This is a genomic window from Streptomyces sp. NPDC002232 (assembly GCF_042890295.1).
Classification (GTDB): Bacteria; Actinomycetota; Actinomycetes; order Streptomycetales; family Streptomycetaceae; genus Streptomyces.
In genome coordinates this window covers 154,548-173,731 of record NZ_JBIARV010000007.1, presented here as the reverse complement: position 1 = coordinate 173,731, position 19,184 = coordinate 154,548, and the positions used below count along the sequence as shown (strand labels likewise).

The 19,184-nt window shown below is 71.9% G+C and carries 13 protein-coding genes; 7 read left to right on the top strand and 6 right to left on the bottom strand.

The genetic code is table 11. The features are described 5' to 3' along the window. Positions 1–50 precede the first annotated feature (50 nt). Positions 51–3,560 carry a methionine synthase gene (gene metH, locus ACFYXU_RS32455; RefSeq protein WP_389461236.1) on the bottom strand — a complete coding sequence of 1,170 codons (3,510 nt, stop codon included), beginning with the start codon at positions 3,558–3,560 and terminating at the stop codon, positions 51–53. A 244-nt stretch (positions 3,561–3,804) separates the two neighbouring features. Here metH and ACFYXU_RS32450 point away from each other — a divergent pair, with 244 nt between their 5' ends. From ACFYXU_RS32450 to ACFYXU_RS32425, 6 genes are all read left to right on the top strand, one after another. Further along, complete coding sequence (locus tag ACFYXU_RS32450; RefSeq protein WP_376515679.1) at positions 3,805–4,569, top strand: IclR family transcriptional regulator; 765 nt, start codon at positions 3,805–3,807, stop codon at positions 4,567–4,569. Between the two features lie 277 nt (positions 4,570–4,846). Next, the gene (locus ACFYXU_RS32445) at positions 4,847–5,605 is read left to right on the top strand and encodes an MIP/aquaporin family protein (protein ID WP_329855856.1); all 759 of its coding nucleotides are present in this window, start codon (positions 4,847–4,849) and stop codon (positions 5,603–5,605) included. Positions 5,606–5,640: 35 nt separating this feature from the next. Continuing rightward, positions 5,641–7,167 (top strand): glycerol kinase GlpK, encoded by a 1,527-nt coding sequence (gene glpK / locus ACFYXU_RS32440; RefSeq protein ID WP_329855854.1) that lies wholly within the window; start codon positions 5,641–5,643, stop codon positions 7,165–7,167. A 6-nt stretch (positions 7,168–7,173) separates the two neighbouring features. Next, positions 7,174–8,778: a glycerol-3-phosphate dehydrogenase/oxidase gene (locus ACFYXU_RS32435; protein ID WP_329855853.1), complete on the top strand. Its 1,605-nt coding sequence runs from the start codon at positions 7,174–7,176 to the stop codon at positions 8,776–8,778. A gap of 100 nt (positions 8,779–8,878) precedes the next feature. Then, positions 8,879–9,940 (top strand): LLM class flavin-dependent oxidoreductase, encoded by a 1,062-nt coding sequence (locus tag ACFYXU_RS32430; protein WP_389461234.1) that lies wholly within the window; start codon positions 8,879–8,881, stop codon positions 9,938–9,940. A gap of 142 nt (positions 9,941–10,082) precedes the next feature. Continuing rightward, the gene (locus tag ACFYXU_RS32425) at positions 10,083–11,249 is read left to right on the top strand and encodes a PAC2 family protein (RefSeq protein ID WP_389461232.1); all 1,167 of its coding nucleotides are present in this window, start codon (positions 10,083–10,085) and stop codon (positions 11,247–11,249) included. 60 nt (positions 11,250–11,309) lie between these two features. Here the strand turns inward: ACFYXU_RS32425 and ACFYXU_RS32420 are convergent, their stop codons facing one another. The 5 genes from ACFYXU_RS32420 to ACFYXU_RS32400 all read right to left on the bottom strand — a co-directional run bounded on the left by ACFYXU_RS32420 (position 11,310) and on the right by ACFYXU_RS32400 (position 18,011). Beyond that, on the bottom strand, positions 11,310–14,366 hold the full coding sequence (locus ACFYXU_RS32420) for an NPCBM/NEW2 domain-containing protein (RefSeq protein ID WP_389461230.1): 3,057 nt from the start codon (positions 14,364–14,366) through the stop codon (positions 11,310–11,312). 116 nt (positions 14,367–14,482) lie between these two features. Next, a complete protein-coding gene (gene mshC, locus ACFYXU_RS32415; RefSeq protein WP_376515689.1) occupies positions 14,483–15,712 on the bottom strand; it encodes a cysteine--1-D-myo-inosityl 2-amino-2-deoxy-alpha-D-glucopyranoside ligase in 1,230 nt (409 codons plus the stop codon). A gap of 151 nt (positions 15,713–15,863) precedes the next feature. Beyond that, on the bottom strand, positions 15,864–16,700 hold the full coding sequence (locus tag ACFYXU_RS32410; RefSeq protein WP_389408756.1) for an SCO1664 family protein: 837 nt from the start codon (positions 16,698–16,700) through the stop codon (positions 15,864–15,866). Further along, positions 16,664–17,254 carry a DUF3090 domain-containing protein gene (locus tag ACFYXU_RS32405; RefSeq protein ID WP_189805362.1) on the bottom strand — a complete coding sequence of 197 codons (591 nt, stop codon included), beginning with the start codon at positions 17,252–17,254 and terminating at the stop codon, positions 16,664–16,666. The genes ACFYXU_RS32410 and ACFYXU_RS32405 overlap by 37 nt, the downstream gene beginning before the upstream one ends. Positions 17,255–17,321: 67 nt before the next feature. Next, entirely contained in the window at positions 17,322–18,011 is a 690-nt protein-coding gene (locus ACFYXU_RS32400; RefSeq protein WP_376515692.1) for a histidine phosphatase family protein, read from the bottom strand. Between the two features lie 166 nt (positions 18,012–18,177). Here ACFYXU_RS32400 and ACFYXU_RS32395 point away from each other — a divergent pair, with 166 nt between their 5' ends. Beyond that, positions 18,178–19,170, top strand: a complete 993-nt coding sequence (locus tag ACFYXU_RS32395) for a magnesium and cobalt transport protein CorA (protein ID WP_361393702.1) — start codon at positions 18,178–18,180, stop codon at positions 19,168–19,170. Positions 19,171–19,184 lie beyond the last annotated feature (14 nt).

The following is a 19,184-nucleotide window of genomic DNA, read 5'->3' as shown; positions in this document are numbered from 1 at the left end:
GGATTTACGACACGCGTCCGGCTCGCCCCGGTCCGCGGGCCGGGGGGCGGTCACCGTGCGTTGAAGTACTTCGCCTCGGGGTGGTGGATGACGATGGCGTCGGTGGACTGCTCGGGGTGGAGCTGGAACTCCTCGGAGAGGTGGACCCCGATCCGCTCCGGGCGCAGCAGCTCCGCGATCTTCGCGCGGTCCTCCAGGTCCGGGCAGGCGCCGTAGCCGAGGGAGAAGCGGGCGCCCCGGTACTTGAGCGCGAACATGTCCTCGACCTGCTCCGGGTCCTCGCCGCCGAAGCCGAGCTCGGCGCGGACCCGGGCGTGCCAGTACTCGGCGAGGGCCTCGGCGAGCTGGACGGAGAGGCCGTGGAGTTCGAGGTAGTCGCGGTAGGAGTCGGAGTCGAAGAGCTTGGCCGTGGCCTCGCCGATCTTCGAGCCGACGGTGACGACCTGGAGGCCGACGACGTCGGTCTCGCCGGACTCCTCCGGGCGGAAGAAGTCGGCGAGGCACAGGCGGCGGCCCCGGCGCTGGCGGGGGAAGGTGAAGCGGGTCCGCTCGTTGCCCTGCTCGTCCAGGATGATCAGATCGTCGCCCTTGGACACACAGGGGAAGTAGCCGTGCACGACGGCCGCTTCCAGGAGGTTCTCGGTGTGCAGGCGCTCCAGCCAGCCGCGCAGCCGGGGCCGGCCCTCGGTGTCGACGAGCTCCTCGTACGCCGGCCCGTCGCCGGCCCGGTTCTGCTTGAGGCCCCACTGGCCCTTGAAGAGGGCGTCCTCGTCGAGCCAGGACGCGTACTCCTTCAGGCCGATGCCCTTGACGACGCGGGTGCCCCAGAAGGGAGGGGTCGGCACCGGGTTGTCGACGGCCACGTCCGACCGGCCGCCCGGCTCCGGCTCGTCGACCTGGAGGGCGGCCGCGGTCTTCGCGACCCGCCGCTGCTTCAGCTCGGGCAGCACGGCGCCCGGGACGCCCCGCTTGACGCCGATCAGCGCGTCCATGAGGCGCAGGCCCTCGAAGGCGTCGCGGGCGTAGCGGACCTCGCCCTGGTAGATCTCGTGCAGGTCCTGCTCGACGTAGGCCCGGGTGAGGGCGGCGCCGCCGAGGATCACGGGGTACTTGGCGGCCAGCTCGCGCTGGTTGAGCTCCTCCAGGTTCTCCTTCATGATCACGGTGGACTTGACCAGGAGACCGGACATGCCGATGACGTCCGCGTTGTGCTCCTCGGCGGCCTCGAGGATCGCGGAGACCGGCTGCTTGATGCCGATGTTGACGACGTTGTAGCCGTTGTTGGACAGGATGATGTCGACGAGGTTCTTGCCGATGTCGTGGACGTCGCCGCGCACGGTGGCCAGGACGATGGTGCCCTTGCCGTCCGCGTCCGACTTCTCCATGTGCGGCTCCAGGTGGGCCACCGCCGTCTTCATGACCTCGGCGGACTGGAGCACGAACGGCAGCTGCATCTGACCCGAGCCGAACAGCTCGCCGACCGTCTTCATGCCGTCGAGGAGCGTCTCGTTGACGATGTCCAGGGCCGCGCGGGTCTCCAGGGCCTCGTCGAGGTCGGCCTCCAGGCCGTTCTTCTCGCCGTCGACGATCCGCCGCTTCAGCCGCTCGTCCAGCGGCAGCGCGAGCAGCTCCTCGGTCTTGCCGGCCTTCATCGACTTGGTGGTGGCGCCCTCGAACAGGGCCATCAGCTTCTGGAGCGGGTCGTAGCCCTCGGCGCGCCGGTCGTAGATCAGGTCGAGGGCGGTGGTGACCTGTTCCTCGTCGAAACGGGCGATCGGGAGGATCTTCGAGGCGTGCACGATCGCGGAGTCGAGACCCGCCTTCACGCACTCGTCGAGGAAGACCGAGTTCAGCAGGATCCGGGCCGCCGGGTTGAGGCCGAAGGAGATGTTCGACAGGCCGAGCGTCGTCTGGACCTCGGGGTGGCGGCGCTTCAGCTCGCGGATCGCCTCGATCGTGGCGATGCCGTCCTTGCGGGACTCCTCCTGACCCGTGCAGATCGTGAAGGTCAGGGTGTCGATCAGGATGTCCGACTCGTGGATGCCCCAGTTGCCCGTGAGGTCCTCGATCAGGCGCTCGGCGATGGCGACCTTGTGCTCGGGGGTCCGGGCCTGGCCCTCCTCGTCGATGGTCAGCGCGATCAGGGCGGCGCCGTGCTCCTGCGCCAGACGGGTGACCTTGGCGAAGCGGGACTCGGGGCCGTCGCCGTCCTCGTAGTTCACCGAGTTGATGACGGCCCGGCCGCCGAGCTTCTCCAGACCGGCCCGCAGGACGTCCACCTCGGTGGAGTCGAGCACGATCGGGAGCGTGGAGGCGGTCGCGAAGCGGCCGGCGAGCTCCGCCATGTCGGCGACGCCGTCGCGGCCCACGTAGTCGACGCAGAGGTCGAGCATGTGCGCGCCCTCGCGGATCTGGTCGCGGGCCATCTCGACGCAGTCGTCCCAGCGCGCCTCCAGCATGGCCTCGCGGAACTTCTTCGAGCCGTTGGCGTTCGTCCGCTCGCCGATCGCCATGTAGGCGGTGTCCTGGCGGAACGGCACGGTCTGGTAGAGCGAGGCGGCGCCGGGCTCGGGGCGCGGGGAGCGCTCGGGGGGCGTGAGGCCCCGGACCCGCTCGACGACCTGGCGCAGGTGCTCGGGCGTGGAGCCGCAGCAGCCGCCGACCAGGGAGAGGCCGTAGTCGCGGACGAAGTTCTCCTGCGCGTCGGCCATCTCGGGGGCGGTGAGCGGGAAGTACGCGCCGTCCTTGGTCAGCACGGGCAGGCCGGCGTTCGGCATGCACATGAGGGGCGTACGGGAGTGGCGGGCGAGGTAACGCAGGTGCTCGCTCATCTCGGCCGGGCCGGTGGAGCAGTTCAGGCCGATCAGGTCGATGCCGAGGGGCTCCAGGGCGGTGAGCGCCGCGCCGATCTCGGAGCCGAGGAGCATGACGCCGGTGGTCTCGAAGGCGAGCGAACAGATCAGCGGCACGCTGATGCCCAGGGAGTCCATCGCGCGGCGCGCGCCGACGATGCTGGACTTGGTCTGGAGGAGGTCCTGGGTCGTCTCGACGATCAGGGCGTCGGCGCCGCCGGCGAGGAGGCCCTCGGCGTTCTGCTGGTAGCCGTCGCGCAGCACGTCGTACCCGATGTGGCCGAGCGAGGGGAGCTTGGTGCCGGGGCCGATCGAGCCGAGCACCCAGCGCTGGCGGCCGTCCTCGGCGCCGAACTCGTCGGCGACCTCGCGGGCGATGCGGGCGCCCGCCTCGGAGAGCTCGAAGATCCGGTCGGCGATCTCGTACTCGCCTGCGGCCGAGTGGTTGGAGCCGAACGTGTTGGTCTCGACGCAGTCGACGCCGACCTCGAAGTACGCCTCGTGGACCGAACGGACGATGTCGGGCCGCGTGACGTTCAGGATCTCGTTGCATCCTTCGAGGTTCTGGAAGTCCTCGAGGGTGGGGTCCTGGGCCTGGAGCATGGTGCCCATGGCTCCGTCGGCGACGACGACTCGGCTGGCGAGTGCCTCGCGGAGGGCGGCGGCGCGGGTCCGGCTGTCAGCGGAAGGGGTCGGCGACGAGGCCATGGATGAGCTCCCTGGGATGCGACGGCTGTCGGCTTTGCACCCTCGGGGGAGGATGCACGGGGCCAGCGTAACCGCGTGGGGGCCGGGGTGGACACGGCGTCCCACGGGCCGGACGGCATCCTGTGTGCGGGGACTCCCGGTTCTGCGCCTCCTTGGCCGACAATGAGCGGTGTGACACAAGGTCGGCATCGACCGATAGTGTTCAGCATTGTCGAACAGTGTGAGAAGGGTGAGGGGCCGGGCGATGGCGAAGAACATCCAGTCGCTTGAACGAGCGGCGGCCATGCTGCGACTGCTCGCGGGCGGCGAGCGCCGGCTCGGCCTGTCCGACATCGCGTCCTCGCTCGGACTCGCCAAGGGGACGGCCCACGGCATCCTGCGCACCCTCCAGGCGGAGGGCTTCGTGGAGCAGGAGGCGGCCTCGGGCCGCTACCAGCTGGGCGCGGAGCTGCTGCGGCTGGGCAACAGCTATCTGGACGTGCACGAGCTGCGGGCGCGGGCCCTGGTCTGGACGGACGACCTGGCGCGGTCCAGCGGGGAGAGCGTGCACCTGGGGGTGCTCCACCAGAGGGGCGTGCTGATCGTGCACCACGTCTTCCGCCCGGACGACAGCCGCCAGGTCCTGGAGGTGGGGGCCATGCAGCCGCTGCACTCCACGGCGCTCGGCAAGGTGCTGTCGGCGTACGACCCGGTGGCGCACAGCGAGGTGCTGGAGGTCGAGCGGGAGGCGTTCACGCCCCGGACGACCACGGAGCTCGTCGACTTCGAGTCGCTGCTGGACATGACGCGGGCCCGGGGCTGGGCGGCGGACGTGGAGGAGACCTGGGAGGGCGTGGCCTCGGTGGCGGCGCCGATCCACGACCGGCGGCGGATGCCGGTGGGCGCGGTGGCGGTCACGGGGGCGGTGGAGCGGGTCTGTCCGGGCGGGGAGCTGCGCCCGGAGCTGGTGGCCTCGGTGCGGGACTGCGCCCGCGCCGTCTCCCGTGACCTGGGGGCCGGCCGCTTCTGACCGCCCCGGGGGTCGGCGGCCCGTCCGACCCCGAGCAGAACCGAACCCGCCGGTAACGATCGCGTTATCGGCGGGTTTTTCACTTCCCAGACCCTTGACGTGCTGTTAACCCGAGGGCAAAACTTCCGTTCATCGGTCGGCATTGTCGAACAGCTAACGGCAATACGCGCTATGGTGTGGCAGTGCCAAGGGCCGGCAACGCCCTCACACGAGGGCGCGGACCACCGGAGGGACCCGGGGTTCGCCTTCCCCTGGACGAAGGACAAAGGAGTCGCGGGTGTCCAGCTCCGACATCTTCCTCGGCGAGACCATCGGTACCGCCGTACTCATTCTGCTCGGCGGCGGTGTGTGCGCCGCCGTCACGCTCAAGAGCTCCAAGGCCCGCAACGCGGGCTGGCTCGCGATCGCCTTCGGGTGGGGCTTCGCCGTCATGACGGCGGTCTACATGACCGCTTCCCTCTCGGGAGCCCATCTGAACCCCGCCGTCACGGTCGGTATCGCGATCAAGGACGGGGAGTGGGGCAACGTCCCCGTCTACCTCGCCGGCCAGATGCTCGGCGCGATGATCGGCGCGGCGCTGGTCTGGGTGGCCTACTACGGCCAGTTCCAGGCGCACCTCACGGACCCGGAGGCGGCCGGCGAGAAGCCGATCGAGGGCCCCGGCCCGGTGCTCGGCATCTTCTCCACGGGCCCCGAGATCCGCAACACCTGGCAGAACCTGGCCACCGAGATCATCGGCACCGTCGTGCTCGTCCTGGCCGTGCTCACCCAGGGCCTCAACGACAGCGGCAAGGGTCTCGGCGTCCTCGGCGCCCTGATCACCGCGTTCGTCGTGGTCTCCATCGGCCTCTCGCTCGGCGGCCCGACCGGTTACGCCATCAACCCGGCCCGTGACCTCGGCCCGCGCATCGTGCACGCCCTGCTCCCGCTGCCGAACAAGGGCGGCTCCGACTGGAGCTACGCCTGGATCCCGGTCGTCGGTCCGCTGATCGGTGGAGCCGTCGCCGCGGGTATCTACAACATCGCGTTCGCCTGAGCCGTCCTTCTTCCAGACTTCCCGAGGAGCACACCGTGACCGACGCACACACCACCGGCCCGTTCATCGCGGCCATCGACCAGGGCACCACGTCCTCGCGCTGCATCGTCTTCGACAAGGACGGCCGGATCGTCTCGGTCGACCAGAAGGAGCACGAGCAGATCTTCCCGAAGCCGGGCTGGGTCGAGCACGACGCCGCCGAGATCTGGACCAACGTCCAGGAGGTCGTCGCCGGCGCCCTGACGAAGGGCGGCATCGCCGCCGCCGACGTCAAGGCCATCGGCATCACCAACCAGCGCGAGACCACCCTGCTCTGGGACAAGAACACCGGTGAGCCCGTCCACAACGCCCTCGTCTGGCAGGACACCCGCACCGACGCCCTCTGCAAGGAGCTCGGCCGCAACGTCGGCCAGGACCGCTTCCGCCGCGAGACCGGCCTGCCGCTGGCGAGCTACTTCGCCGGTCCCAAGATCCGCTGGATGCTCGACAACGTCGAGGGGCTCCGCGAGCGCGCCGAGGCCGGCGACATCCTCTTCGGCACCATGGACTCGTGGGTCATCTGGAACCTCACGGGTGGCGTCGACGGCGGCGTGCACGTCACCGACGTCACCAACGCCTCGCGCACCATGCTGATGAACCTGCACACCCTGGCCTGGGACGAGAAGATCGCGGAGTCGATGGGGGTCCCCCTCAACGTCCTCCCCGAGATCCGCTCCTCCGCCGAGGTCTACGGCCACGTCAAGGACGGCGTCCTCGCCGGCGTCCCGGTCGCCTCCGCGCTCGGCGACCAGCAGGCCGCCCTGTTCGGCCAGACGTGCTTCGCCGAGGGCGAGGCCAAGTCCACGTACGGCACCGGCACCTTCATGCTGATGAACACCGGCGACAAGATCATCAACTCCTACAGCGGCCTGCTGACCACCGTCGGCTACCAGATCGGCGACGCGAAGCCGGTCTACGCCCTGGAGGGCTCGATCGCCGTCACCGGTTCGCTGGTGCAGTGGATGCGCGACCAGATGGGCCTCATCAAGTCCGCCGCCGAGATCGAGACGCTCGCGTCCTCGGTCGAGGACAACGGCGGCGCCTACTTCGTGCCGGCCTTCTCCGGCCTGTTCGCCCCGTACTGGCGCTCCGACGCGCGCGGTGTCATCGCCGGCCTCACCCGGTACGTCACCAAGGCGCACATCGCCCGCGCCGTCCTGGAGGCCACCGCCTGGCAGACCCGCGAGATCACCGACGCCATGACGAAGGACTCCGGCGTCGAGCTGACCGCGCTCAAGGTCGACGGCGGCATGACCTCCAACAACCTGCTGATGCAGACCCTCTCGGACTTCCTGGACGCGCCCGTCGTGCGTCCGATGGTCGCCGAGACCACCTGCCTCGGCGCCGCCTACGCCGCCGGCCTGGCCGTCGGCTTCTGGCCGGACACCGACGCGCTGCGCGCCAACTGGCGCCGGGCGGCGGAATGGACCCCTCGCATGGACGCCGAGAGGCGTGACAGCGAGTACAAGAGCTGGCTCAAGGCCGTGGAGCGGACCATGGGCTGGATCGAGGACGAGGAGTAATACGAGATGACCACCCTGCAGAGCGTCCCTGCCCTCGGGACGCACCCGGCTGCCGGTTCCCTTCCGAGCCGCGCCGAGACCCGGGAACAGCTTTCCAAGGCGACGTACGACCTCCTGGTGATCGGAGGCGGCATCCTGGGCATCTCCACCGCCTGGCACGCCGCGCAGTCGGGTCTGCGGGTGGCCCTGGTGGACGCCGGCGACTTCGCCGGCGCCACCTCCTCCGCCTCCTCCAAGCTCCTCCACGGCGGTCTGCGCTACCTCCAGACCGGCGCGGTCAAGCTGGTGGCGGAGAACCACTTCGAGCGGCGCGCGGTCTCGCGCCAGGTGGCACCGCACCTCGCCAACCCGCTCACCTTCTACCTGCCCGTCTACAAGGGCGGCCCGCACGGCGCGGCCAAGCTCGGCGCCGGTGTCTTCGCGTACAGCGCCCTCTCGGCGTTCGGCGACGGCGTCGGCCACCTGCTCTCCCCCGCCAAGGCCGCGCAGGACGTCCCGGAGCTGCGCACCGACAACCTGAAGGCCGTCGCGGTCTACGGCGACGACCAGATGAACGACGCCCGCATGGCGCTGATGACGGTCCGGGCCGCCGTCGACGCCGGCGCCACCGTCCTCAACCACGCCGAGGTCACCGGCCTGCGCTTCACCCGCGGCCGGGTCACCGGAGCGGAGCTGAAGGACCGCACCACCGGCGACGAGTTCGGCGTGGACGCCCGCCTGGTGCTCAACGCCACCGGCCCGTGGGTCGACCACCTGCGGAAGATGGAGGACCCCGCCGCGGCCCCCTCCATCCGCCTCTCCAAGGGCGCGCACCTGGTCCTCAGGCGGACCGCGCCGTGGAAGGCCGCGCTGGCCACCCCGATCGACAAGTACCGCATCACCTTCGCCCTCCCCTGGGAGGACATGCTGCTCCTCGGCACCACCGACGAGGAGTACGAGGGCGACCCCGGCCAGGTCGAGGTCACCGAGAAGGACACCGCCCAGATCCTGGACGAGGCCGCCTTCTCCATCCGCGACCAGCAGCTCTCGCGCGACCTGATCACGTACTCCTTCGCCGGTCTGCGGGTCCTCCCGGGCGGTCCCGGAGACACCTCCAAGGCCAAGCGCGAGACCGTCGTCACCGAGGGCCGCGGCGGCATGCTGTCCGTGGCCGGCGGCAAGTGGACGACCTTCCGCCACATCGGCCGCACGGTGATGAAGAAGCTGGAGCAGCTCCCCGGGCATCCGCTCGGCGAGGACTACGAGCCGGTGTCCGCGCTGCCGAAGCGGCTGCCGCTGCCCGGCATAGCCAACCCGAACGCGGTCGCCCACCGGCTGCTCGTCGACGGTCCGGCGCCCGGCCCCCGCATGGCCGCCGACACCGCCAAGCACCTGGCCACCCACTACGGCTCCCTCTCCTTCGACATCGCCCGGATGGCGAACGAGAACCCGGAGCTGGCCCGCCGGATCCACCCGGACGCGCCGGAGATCTGGGCCCAGGTCGCCTACGCCCGTGACCACGAGTGGGCCGAGACGGCGGACGACGTGCTGCGCCGCCGCACGACGCTGACCATCCGCGGTCTCGCGACGGACGAGATCCGCGCCGGGGTCGAGTCGATGCTGGGCAGGTAACGCGCCCGCGTGCAGGGGCGGTTCCTCCTCGGAGGGCCGCCCCTGACGCGTGCCATGCGCCGTCCACACGCCCGCAACACTCGGCGCGCAGAGTGGGGACATGAAGTTTCAGGTGCTCTCGATCGTCCACCACTCCCCGCACCCGCTCACCGGCGAACTGCTGTCCGCCGCCGACCGGCTGGAGCAGGTCGTCACGCTCGGCGAGACCGCCGAACGGCTCGGCTTCGACGCGTACGCGGTCGGCGAGCGGCACGCCGGCGCGTTCCTGTCCTCCTCCCCCACCGTGCTGCTCGCCGCGCTGGCCGCCCGCACCCGCAGGATCCGGCTGCTCACCGGAGTCACCGTGGTCGCGATCCTCGACCCCGTCCGGGTCGCCGAGGACTACGCGACGCTCGACCAGGTCTCCCGGGGGCGGCTCGAGCTCGTCGTCGGCAAGGGCGCGGAGGCGGGCCACTTCGACCTCTTCGGCCTGGACGAGGAGCGCCAGTGGGACCTCCAGAAGGAGAAGTACGAGCTGCTCCGGCGGCTGTGGACGGAGGAGGGCGTCGACTGGGAGGGCGAGTTCCGTCCCCCGCTGAAGAACGTGACCACGGTCCCCCGGCCGTACGCGGGCACCCCGCGGATCTGGCACGGCTCGGCCACCAGCCTGAACTCCCCCGAGCTCGCGGCGAAGCACGGCGACCCGCTCTTCACCGCGAACGCGATCCAGCCGCGCGAGGCGTACGCGCGGCTGATCGCCCACTACCGCGAGAAGTTCGAGGAGTACGGGCACGACCCGGCGCACGCGCGCGTGGCGGCCGGTTCCGGCGGGCTGCTCATCGCCGACACGCCCGAGCAGGCCGTCGGCCGGTACAAGGAGCTGTACGAGGCGAAGGTCCGGCAGAGCTTCAAGCCGCACCTGGAGGGCCGGGCCGGGTACAACACGCCGTTCCGCACGATCGAGGACGCCATCGCCGACGGCCCCCAGCTGATCGGCTCGCCGCAGCAGATCATCGACAAGATCCTCGGCTACCACGAGCACTACGGGCACGACCTCCAGTCGATCACGGTCGACACCTTCGGCCAGTCGACGGCCGAGCAGGAGGAGACCCTCCACCGCTTCGCCGAGGAGATCGCCCCGGTGGTCCGGAGGGAGGCGCCGAGCACCCTGTGGGAGGAGTGACTCCGCCGTGTGCGGAGGTGAGTTCCTGGGTAGTCGATCAAGGCCGCACGTGTTCTCGGGGATCTCCGGGAACGGCGGGCGGCCCGCCGGAAAGCCGTAAGGTGGGGCCGTACGACAGGAACTTCGAATAAGGAGGCGCTGGGTGATCGAGCTCGAGGGGGTACCCGAGCTGATCGACCCGGTCATGGTGGCAGCGTTCGAGGGCTGGAACGACGCCGGCGACGCCGCCTCCACCGCGGTCGCCCATCTCGACCGGGAATGGAAGGGCGAGGTCTTCGCGGCGCTCGACGCCGAGGACTACTACGACTTCCAGGTCAACCGCCCCACGGTCTTCCTGGACAACGGGGTCAGAAAGATCACCTGGCCGACGACCCGGCTCTCGGTGGTCCGGGTCGGCGGCGACAAGCCCCGTGACCTGGTGCTCGTGCGCGGGATCGAGCCCTCGATGCGCTGGCGCTCCTTCTGCAACGAGCTGCTCGCCTTCGCGCACGAGCTGGGCGTGGAGATGGTGGTGATCCTCGGCGCGCTGCTCGGGGACACCCCGCACACCCGGCCGGTCCCGGTCAGCGGGGTCACCTCCGATCCCGACCTGGCGCGGACGATGGACCTGGAGGAGACGCGGTACGAGGGCCCGACGGGCATCGTGGGCATCCTCCAGGAGGCGTGCACGCACGCGGGCGTGCCGGCCGTGAGCCTGTGGGCGGCGGTGCCGCACTACGTGTCGCAGCCGCCGAACCCGAAGGCGACGCTGGCGCTGCTCAACCGTCTGGAGGACCTGATCGGACTGCGCATCCCGCTGGGCGAGCTGCCCGAGGACGCGCGGGCCTGGCAGGTGGGCGTGGACCAGCTGGCCGCCGAGGACAGCGAGGTCGCCGAGTACGTGCAGACGCTGGAGGAGGCGCGGGACACCGCGGAGCTGCCGGAGGCCTCGGGCGAGGCGATCGCCCGCGAGTTCGAGCGGTATCTGCGGCGGCGTGAGCCGGGCACGGGTCCGGGCGGCGGTCCGGGCCTCGCGACGGACGGCGGCGACAGCTTCCTGCGGGACCCGGGCAGCGGCCGGACGCGCCCGCCGAGGCGCGAGCAGCCGACCCCGGAGCCGGGCTCCGGGACGGACGCCGGGGCGGAACCGGGGACGGGTGCCGGGACGGCCGCGGAGGCCGAGCCGGAGACGGGTCCCGAGGCGGCCCCGGAGACGGATGCCTCCGGAGGGTCCGACGGCGCGGACGGTGACGCGGGCGGCGGCCGGGCCGAGGGGTCCGGCGGCGGGTCGCCCGACGGGGACGGCGCGACGGGCGGGTCCGGGGCGTAGCGTCCCGGGGAAGCGGACGGAGCGGGAGGGGTGCCCGAGGGCGCCCCTCCCGCTCGTGCGTCAGGCGCAGCCGAACCGGGCCGCCGCCCAGTCGCCGTGGTCGCCGCTCTTCGACCCGTTGGTGTCCGTGATCCTGAGCCGGACGTGCCGGGCGCCGGTCACGTCGACGTTCACCGGCAGGGTCGCGGAGGCCCCGGTCAGCCGGGGTGAGGTCCACAGGACCCGGCCGTCCGCCTCGACGGAGAAGGCCACGTCGCCGTAGCCGTCGATCTCGTCGTCGATGCCGACGTCGGCGGTGAAGGCGGTGCAGCGGCCGCCGAGGTAGACCTCGATGTCGGAGTCGGCGTGGCCGCCGATGCCCTTGGCGTAGGTCTTCCCGGCCAGGGTGAGCGCCCGGCCGTCGGCGGCGCCGGACTCGCCGTTGGAGCGGTCGCGTTCCGGCGGTCCCCAGCCGTTGGTGGCGCGCAGCCAGGTGAGGTCGCTCGCCCAGGCGTCGGCGGTGGGCGCCGGGGGCATCACGCCGACCGCGAGGCGCTGGACGGCGGTGCGATCGGTGCCCGCGGCCCGGTGCCGGACGGTCGCCGTGAGGGTGGCCTCGCCGATCGTCGCTCCGGCAGCCGGGGTGACGGCGACCTGGACCCGGCGGGTGGTTCCGGCCGGGAGGCGGGTGATCGGGGCGGCCGGGGTGACCCGCCAGCCGGCCGGGGCGTCGAGGGAGACGCGGACGTCGGTGGCGTCCCGGGTGCCCGCGGTGACGTCCACGGCGACGGTGCCGGGGGTGCCGGCGCCGAGCTCCTGCCCGGTGGGGGCGGCGAGGACCGCGGAGGCGCCGGGGACGGCCCCGCCGACGGCGCTGGTGTCGGTCAGGCGCAGCTCGAAGGCGCGGTCGGTGGACCGTGCGGTGGTCTTGATCCGGACCACTCCCCCTCGGTCGTCGCGGTCGTACCACCAGCCCTCGGCGGCCGCGTCGAAGGCGGCGCGGGAGGCGCGGGCGGGCAGCGTGCGCCCGTCGAGCCGCACCGTGCCGGGCGCGTCGCCGGTGTGGACGGTGAAGGAGTACGGCCGGGCGGCGGGCTTGCCGGTGTACGAGCCGGTGGCGGCGCCGACCCGGACGGTGACGTCGCCGGGGCCGGACCGCGGGGCGCGGACCTCGGCGCGCTGGGTGGAGTACTTCCCGGCGCGGTGCTCGCGGGTGACGCCGTCGTCCTCGTACAGCTCGAAGGACGAGGTGCCCTGCGGGTAGACGTCCCAGGCGATCGGGTCGCCGGGGGCGCGGTCCTGGTAGGAGCGGATGCCGCCCGGCCACATGGGGACGGTGGCGCCGGCCCGTACGAACAGGGGCAGGGTGTCGAGCGGGGCGCTGTAGTCGTCGACGGTCACGGGGCCCTGGTAGGTGCGGCCGCTCCAGTAGTCGATCCAGGTGCCCGCGGGGAGGTAGATGCCGTCGCGCTCGACGGCGTCCTGGTAGACGGGGGCGACGAGGAAGTCCTCGCCGCTGAGGAACTCGTACTTCGCGGCGTCGCTCGCGGCCTTCGGGTCGTCCGGGTACTCCAGGGCGAGCGGCCGGGCGAGGCCGACGCCGGTGTTCGTGGCCCGGTGGGCGTGGCTGTAGATGTACGGGAGCAGGGCCTCGTGGAGCTTGAGGGAGGCGCGGTTGATCGTGGTGTAGGGCTCGCCGTAGCGGAAGGGCTGCTTGTCGTTCGCGGCCCAGCCGTCCATGGTCATGGTGACGGGCAGGAAGGTCTTCCACTGGAGGTCGCGGGTGTAGGTCTTGGCGCTGCCGCCGAAGATGCCGTCGACGTCACCGGTGGTGTAGGCGAGTCCGGACATGGACGCGCCCGCGTAGGTGGGGATCTGCCAGCGGATGTACTCCCAGCTGCCGGACTGGTCGCCGGACCACTGGACGCCGCAGCGCTGGGCGCCGGACCAGCTCTCGGGGGCCCAGGTGAAGCCGCGGGCGTCGCTGTTGGCCTCGATGCCGGCGTGGGCGTCCTTGCAGCCGTCGAGGGCGAACTTGTAGCCCTCGCCGACCCAGGCGACGTCGAGCTTGGCGACCCGCTGGCCGGCCTTGACCTGGTCGGCGAGCTTGTCGATGCCGTCCTCGGTCCACAGGCCGAGCTTCATCCGGCGGTCGGCGAGTCCCGCCGAGGTCTCGGCGAGGTTCTCGTAGCCGCAGCCGTAGCCGTCGTTGACGAGCATCCAGCCGTTGGGCATGTCGTGCTCGACGTAGCCGTCGGCGACGTCCAGGGCGTCGAGGGTGTGGCGCTCGCCGCGGTTGGCGTTGTGGAGGTAGCAGTCGGAGTCGCCTGTCTCCAGGCCGTACACGGGCGGCAGGAAGGGCTTGCCGGTGAGCTTCGTGTACTGGCCGACGACGTCCTTGAGGGCGTCCTTGCCGTCGCCGGCGAAGTAGTAGGCGTCGAAGCGCCGTTCCTTCGCGCTGGTGGTGACGGGTTCGGTGAACGCGTAGGTGTTGGGCGCGTAGGTGTTGCGGTAGACGCCGTATCCGGCGGAGGAGAGGTAGAAGGGGACCGAGTTGGGGTGGCCGCCGTCGTTCCAGTTGTAGTCGACGCCGACCTCGACGGTCTTTCCGCGGTGGGAGGTGTTGCCCCGGCCGTTCTGCATGCCGGCGCCGTAGAACTGCTCGTCGGCGCCTCGCGCGAGGGTCTGGACGGTGCGGTCCTGGTTCCAGGTGAGGCCCTGGGTCTCGGTCCAGAGCGTGGTGCCGTCGGCGCGTACGGCCGAGAAGCGCAGGGGTGACTTGGTGGCGCGCAGGGTCACCTTGGCGGTGGCGAGTTCGTAGCGGTCGCCGAGGTCGCGCCAGCGGGTGGCCGGGGGCGGACCCTGGGGCAGGGTGATGTCGGTGCCGGTGGGGTCGGTGAACGCGCCGTCGGGGGCGAGCTCGATGCGGAAGGTGTCGGCGGTGACGAAGGAGACACGGGCCTGGGTGCGGCCGGCGGTCAGCCGGTAGACGGGCCCGTCGGCGGCGAAGCCGGTGACGTCGCCGACGGTGGTGTCGGACGGGGCGGCCGACGCGGTGGAGCCGGGTCCCGCGAGGGCCGCGAGGAGCCCGAGGACGGCTCCTGCGAGTGCAACTTTCATGCGCGATGATGATTGCATGGAGGTTGTTTAGCGCAGGAACGAGCAACCCCGCCAGGACAAAACGGAACCGCCCTCGGACTTCGACGAGAAGTCCGAGGGCGGTTGCCTGAAAGTGTGGTGCGCGGTCCTGCTCGTTACAGGGCCACACCGAGCAGTGCGTCGACGGCGCGGGAGACGAGACCGGGGGCGGAGTCGTCCGTACCGCCCTCGGCCGTCTGGAGCGCGGCCCAGCGGTCGACCGCGGCCAGCGCGGTGGGCGTGTCGAGGTCGTCGGAGAGCGCTTCGCGGAGCTCCTCGACGAGCGCGTCGGCCGACGGGCCGTCGGGGCGCGAGACGGCGGCGCGCCAGCGGTCGAGCCGCTCCACGGCCGTCTCCAGGATCTGGTCGGTCCACTCCCAGTCGTCGCGGTAGCGGTGCGAGAGCAGCGCGAGCCGGATGGCGGCCGGGTCGACGCCGTCGCGGCGCAGCTTCGAGACGAAGACCAGGTTGCCCTTGGACTTCGACATCTTCTCGCCGTCCAGGGCGACCATGCCGGCGTGGACGTACGCCTTGGCCATGGGGAACTCGCCGGTGAGGGCCTGGGCGTGGGACGCGCCCATCTCGTGGTGCGGGAAGATCAGGTCGGAGCCGCCGCCCTGCACGTCGAAGCCCATGCCGAGGTGGTCCAGGGCGATGGCGACGCACTCGATGTGCCAGCCGGGGCGGCCCCGGCCGAGGCTGCCGCCGTCCCAGCTCGGCTCGCCCTCGCGGGCGGCCATCCAGAGCATCGGGTCGAGCGGGTTCTTCTTGCCCGGGCGGTCCGGGTCGCCGCCGCGCTCGGCGGACAGGTGGCGCATCAGCTCGGTGTCGTAGTGCGAGACCTGACCGAAGTGCGGGTCGGCCTCGACGGAGAAGTAGACGTCGCCGTCGAGCTCGTAGGCGGCGCCGGAGTCCCGCAGGCGCTCGACGAGCGGGACGATGCCGGGTATGGCCTCGACCGCGCCGACGTAGTGCTGCGGGGGCAGCATCCGCAGGGCCGTCATGTCCTCGCGGAAGAGGGCGGTCTCGCGCTCGGCGAGGCCGACCCAGTCGACGCCGTCGCGGATGGCGCGCTCCAGGAGCGGGTCGTCCACGTCGGTCACGTTCTGGACGTAGTGCACCTGCCGCTTCGTGTCGAGCCACACGCGCTGAACGAGGTCGAACGCGTTGTAGGTCGCCGCGTGACCCATGTGGGTCGCGTCGTACGGCGTGATGCCGCACACGTAGATACGGGCGACGGGGCCGGGGGCGAGGGTGACTCGTCCACCGGTCGCGGTGTCGTGGATCCGGAGGTCGCGGCCCTTGCCGGGAAGGGCGGGGACCTCAGAAGCGGGCCAGGCATGCATGACCCGAGCGTAACCGGACAGGTGTTCCGGATACGAACCGGATCCGGGATCTTGACCGATTAGGCGCTCTTGCGGGTGAGAGGCGTGCGTGCATACCCCCCAGGGGTGAGGACCCCTCCGAGGCCCGTGGCCGAAACCTTTCGGCCGGTGGTCAGACCGGTGGCCAGGGGATCGCGGGCCACTGCCCCGAGGGCTCCGGATGGCGTCCGGTCGCCAGCAGCGCCTCCACGCGGGCGCGTACGGCCGCGACCTCGGCGACCGTCAGGAGTTCCGCCAGTCGGGTGGCGAGCGGCGCGCCCGGGGCCAGGGAGTGGCCGAGCGAGATCAGCACGGCGGACGCCTCGGCGGGCAGTTCCTCGCCCGCCCAGCCCCACAGCAGGGTGCGCAGCTTGTCGTCGACGTGGAAGGTCACGCCGTGGTCGATGCCGTAGAGGTGTCCGCCCGGCGCCGGCAGCAGGTGCCCGCCCTTGCGGTCGCCGTTGTTGATGACGGCGTCCAGGACGGCGAGCCGGCGCAGTTCCGGGGTGTCCGCGTGGACCAGGAGCGCGGTGCGGTCCTCGTCGATCTGCGCGGGCCCCACGGCCTTCCAGCCCTCGCCCGCCTCCTCGTCCTCGGTGAGCGCCAGGAGCCGCGCCCCGGGGTCGGCCTCGATCCAGAGCTGGACCATGCCCTCCCCGTACGGCCCGTCGCGGAGCACCGTCGGCGGGATCAGGCCCCAGCCGGTGGCCTCGGAGATCTCGTACGCGGCGACCTCGCGCTGGGCGAGGGTGCCGTCGGGGAAGTCCCACAGGGGCTGCTCGCCCGCGACGGGCTTGTAGACGCAGGCCGCCTCCCGGCCCTCGTGGGTGACGGAGCAGTACAGCACGGCGTTGGAGGCCTCGCGGACCCGGCCGCGCACCGTCAGCTCACCGCGCGCGAGCAGCTCCGTGTCGCGCATGGTCTCGGGGCTGGTCATGCTCCGCGGCGGTATCCGTTCTGGCGCGGGCAGACGTGCCCCTCGGGGTCGAGCGGCAGGCTGCACAGCGGGCAGGGCGGGCGGCCGGCGTTGACGACGTCCAGGGCGCGCTTGGCGAACGCCCGGGCCTGGGCCCCGCTGAGGCGGACCCGGAGCATCGGCGGGCCGTTCTCCTCGTCCTGGAGCAGCCGCTCCTCGGCCTCGGCGAGGTCCTCCTCGGAGTCCGCGTCGAGTTCGACGAGGGCCTGCGCCTCGACGATCATGCGCTGCTCCTCGCCGTCCCACGCGAGGGCCATGGTCCCGACCCGGAACTCCTCCTCGACGGGCACGTCGAGGGGCGCGGTGTCCGCGATCTCGGCGGGGGCGACCGCGGGCACCGGCGCGTTGCCCCCGGTGCGGCGGACGACCTCGTCGAGGAGCTCGTCGATGCGCTCGGCGAGGGCCGCGACCTGGGTCTTCTCCAGGGCGACGCTGGTGACCCGGCCGCCGGCGGACGCCTGGAGGAAGAACGTCCGGCGGCCAGGCAGTCCGACCGTGCCGGCCACGAAACGCTCCGGTGGGTCGTAGAGGAACACCTGACGGGACACGTTCCCGGCTCCTTGCGTCTCGACAGTCGTAACTACAGCGGCGCGTCCACCCTACTGCGCGTGGGGATCACGGTGCGCCCGCACCACCACCGACCTCCGCCGCCCCGCTGCCTCCGGGGTGCTCCCGGGGGGCGAACCCGGCGAAGTCCCCCGTGTCGCCGAGGCGGAGGAGGAAGGGCCGCAGGCGCGTGTAGCGGATCGCGGTGACCGAGCAGGGGTCGACGTGGATGCGCTGGAAGAGGTCGAGGTGGAGTCCGAGGGCGTCGGCGACGATCGCCTTCACGATGTCGCCGTGGGAGCACATGAGGTACGTGGCGTCCTCGCCGTGCTCCGCCTCGACGCGGGCGTTCCACTCGCGCACGGCCTCGACGGCGCGGTTCTGCATGGCGCGCATGGACTCGCCGCCGGGGAAGGCGGCGGCCGAGGCGTGCCCCTGGACGACCTCCATCAGCGGTTCGTCGCCCAGCTCGGCCAGCTTGCGGCCGGACCAGTCGCCGTAGTCGCACTCGTTGATCCGGTCCTCGACGTGGAGCGGGAGCCCGGGGCGGGCGTCCAGGAGCGGCCGGAGGGTCTCCCGGCAGCGCTGGAGGGGGCTGGTGACGGCGGCGGCGAGCGGGACGTCCGCGAGGCGCCCGGGGAGCGCGGCGGCCTGGGCGGCCCCGCGGTCGTCGAGCGCGATGCCGGGGGTGCGCCCGGCGAGGACTCCGGAGGTGTTGGCGGTGGAGCGTCCGTGCCGGACGAGGATCAGGGTGGCCATGCGAGCCAGCCTAGGGGGTGTCCTGTCGGCCACGCCGGATCAGGGAGCGGCGTCCGCCGCCGCCAACGCGGCGAGGCGCGGTGCCGGACGCCGCGAGCCCGGCCTGGCCCGACAAGACACCCCCTGGGCTGCCGCACGGGTGCGCGTCGGGGCCGTTCGGGGGAGAATGCCCGGCGTGATCGTCGACTCTGCCATCTACCGGGACGGGCGCCGTACGGACGGACCCGCCGACCTCTCCGATGCCCTGGAGGAGGCGCGGGCGACGGGCGGCGCCTTCCTGTGGGTGGGGCTGCACGAGCCCTCGGCGGCGGAGTTCGCCCACGTCGCCTCGGAGTTCGCGCTGCACCCGCTGGCCGTCGAGGACGCCCTGAAGGCCCATCAGCGGCCCAAGCTGGAGGTCTACGACGACTCGCTCTTCGTGGTGCTGAAGCCGGTCGTGTACGAGCCGGAGAGCGACCGGGTCTCCTCGGGCGAGCTGATGGTGTTCATGGGCGACTCGTTCGTCGTGACGGTCCGGCACGGCGAGGGCGCGCCCCTGGCGGAGGTCCGCCGGCGCCTGGAGGCCGACCGGGACGTCCTGAGGCACGGTCCGACGGCGGTGCTGTACGCGGTGAGCGACGCGATCGTCGACCACTACCTGGACGTGGCGGCCGAGCTCCAGGTCGACCTGGAGGAGCTGGAGGCGGACGTCTTCGCGCCCAGCGGGGGCAATCCGGCCAACACCGCGGAGCGGATCTACACGGCGAAGCGGCAGGTCCTGGAGTTCCGGCGGGCGAGCGGCCCGCTGGCCGGGCCGATGGCCCGGCTGACGGCCGGTTCCGTACCGTTCGTGAACGAGCGCTCGCAGCCCTTCTTCCGGGACGTCAACGACCACCTGCTGCGGTCGAACGAGCAGGTGGAGGGTCTCGACCGGCTCCTGTCCGACGTGCTGTCGGCCCATCTCGCGCAGATGGGGGTCCGCCAGAACGACGACATGCGGAAGATCTCCGCGTGGGCGGCCATGGCCGCGGTCCCCACGATGGTCGCGGGGATCTACGGGATGAACTTCGACCACATGCCGGAGCTGCACTGGGAGGGCTCTTACCCGGTGGTGATCGTGGTGATGGCGGGCATCGTCGTCGCGCTCTACCGGACGTTCAAGCGGCGTGGCTGGATGTAGGTGCCGGGGGCCCG

Coding starts and splice junctions, on each gene's coding strand:
- metH (WP_389461236.1), bottom strand. CDS start 3,560: ATGGCCTCGTCGCCGACCCCTTCCGCTGACAGCCGGACCCGCGCCGCC.
- ACFYXU_RS32450 (WP_376515679.1), top strand. CDS start 3,805: ATGGCGAAGAACATCCAGTCGCTTGAACGAGCGGCGGCCATGCTGCGA.
- ACFYXU_RS32435 (WP_329855853.1), top strand. CDS start 7,174: ATGACCACCCTGCAGAGCGTCCCTGCCCTCGGGACGCACCCGGCTGCC.
- ACFYXU_RS32430 (WP_389461234.1), top strand. CDS start 8,879: ATGAAGTTTCAGGTGCTCTCGATCGTCCACCACTCCCCGCACCCGCTC.
- ACFYXU_RS32420 (WP_389461230.1), bottom strand. CDS start 14,366: ATGCAATCATCATCGCGCATGAAAGTTGCACTCGCAGGAGCCGTCCTC.
- mshC (WP_376515689.1), bottom strand. CDS start 15,712: ATGCATGCCTGGCCCGCTTCTGAGGTCCCCGCCCTTCCCGGCAAGGGC.
- ACFYXU_RS32400 (WP_376515692.1), bottom strand. CDS start 18,011: ATGGCCACCCTGATCCTCGTCCGGCACGGACGCTCCACCGCCAACACC.
- ACFYXU_RS32395 (WP_361393702.1), top strand. CDS start 18,178: ATGCCCGGCGTGATCGTCGACTCTGCCATCTACCGGGACGGGCGCCGT.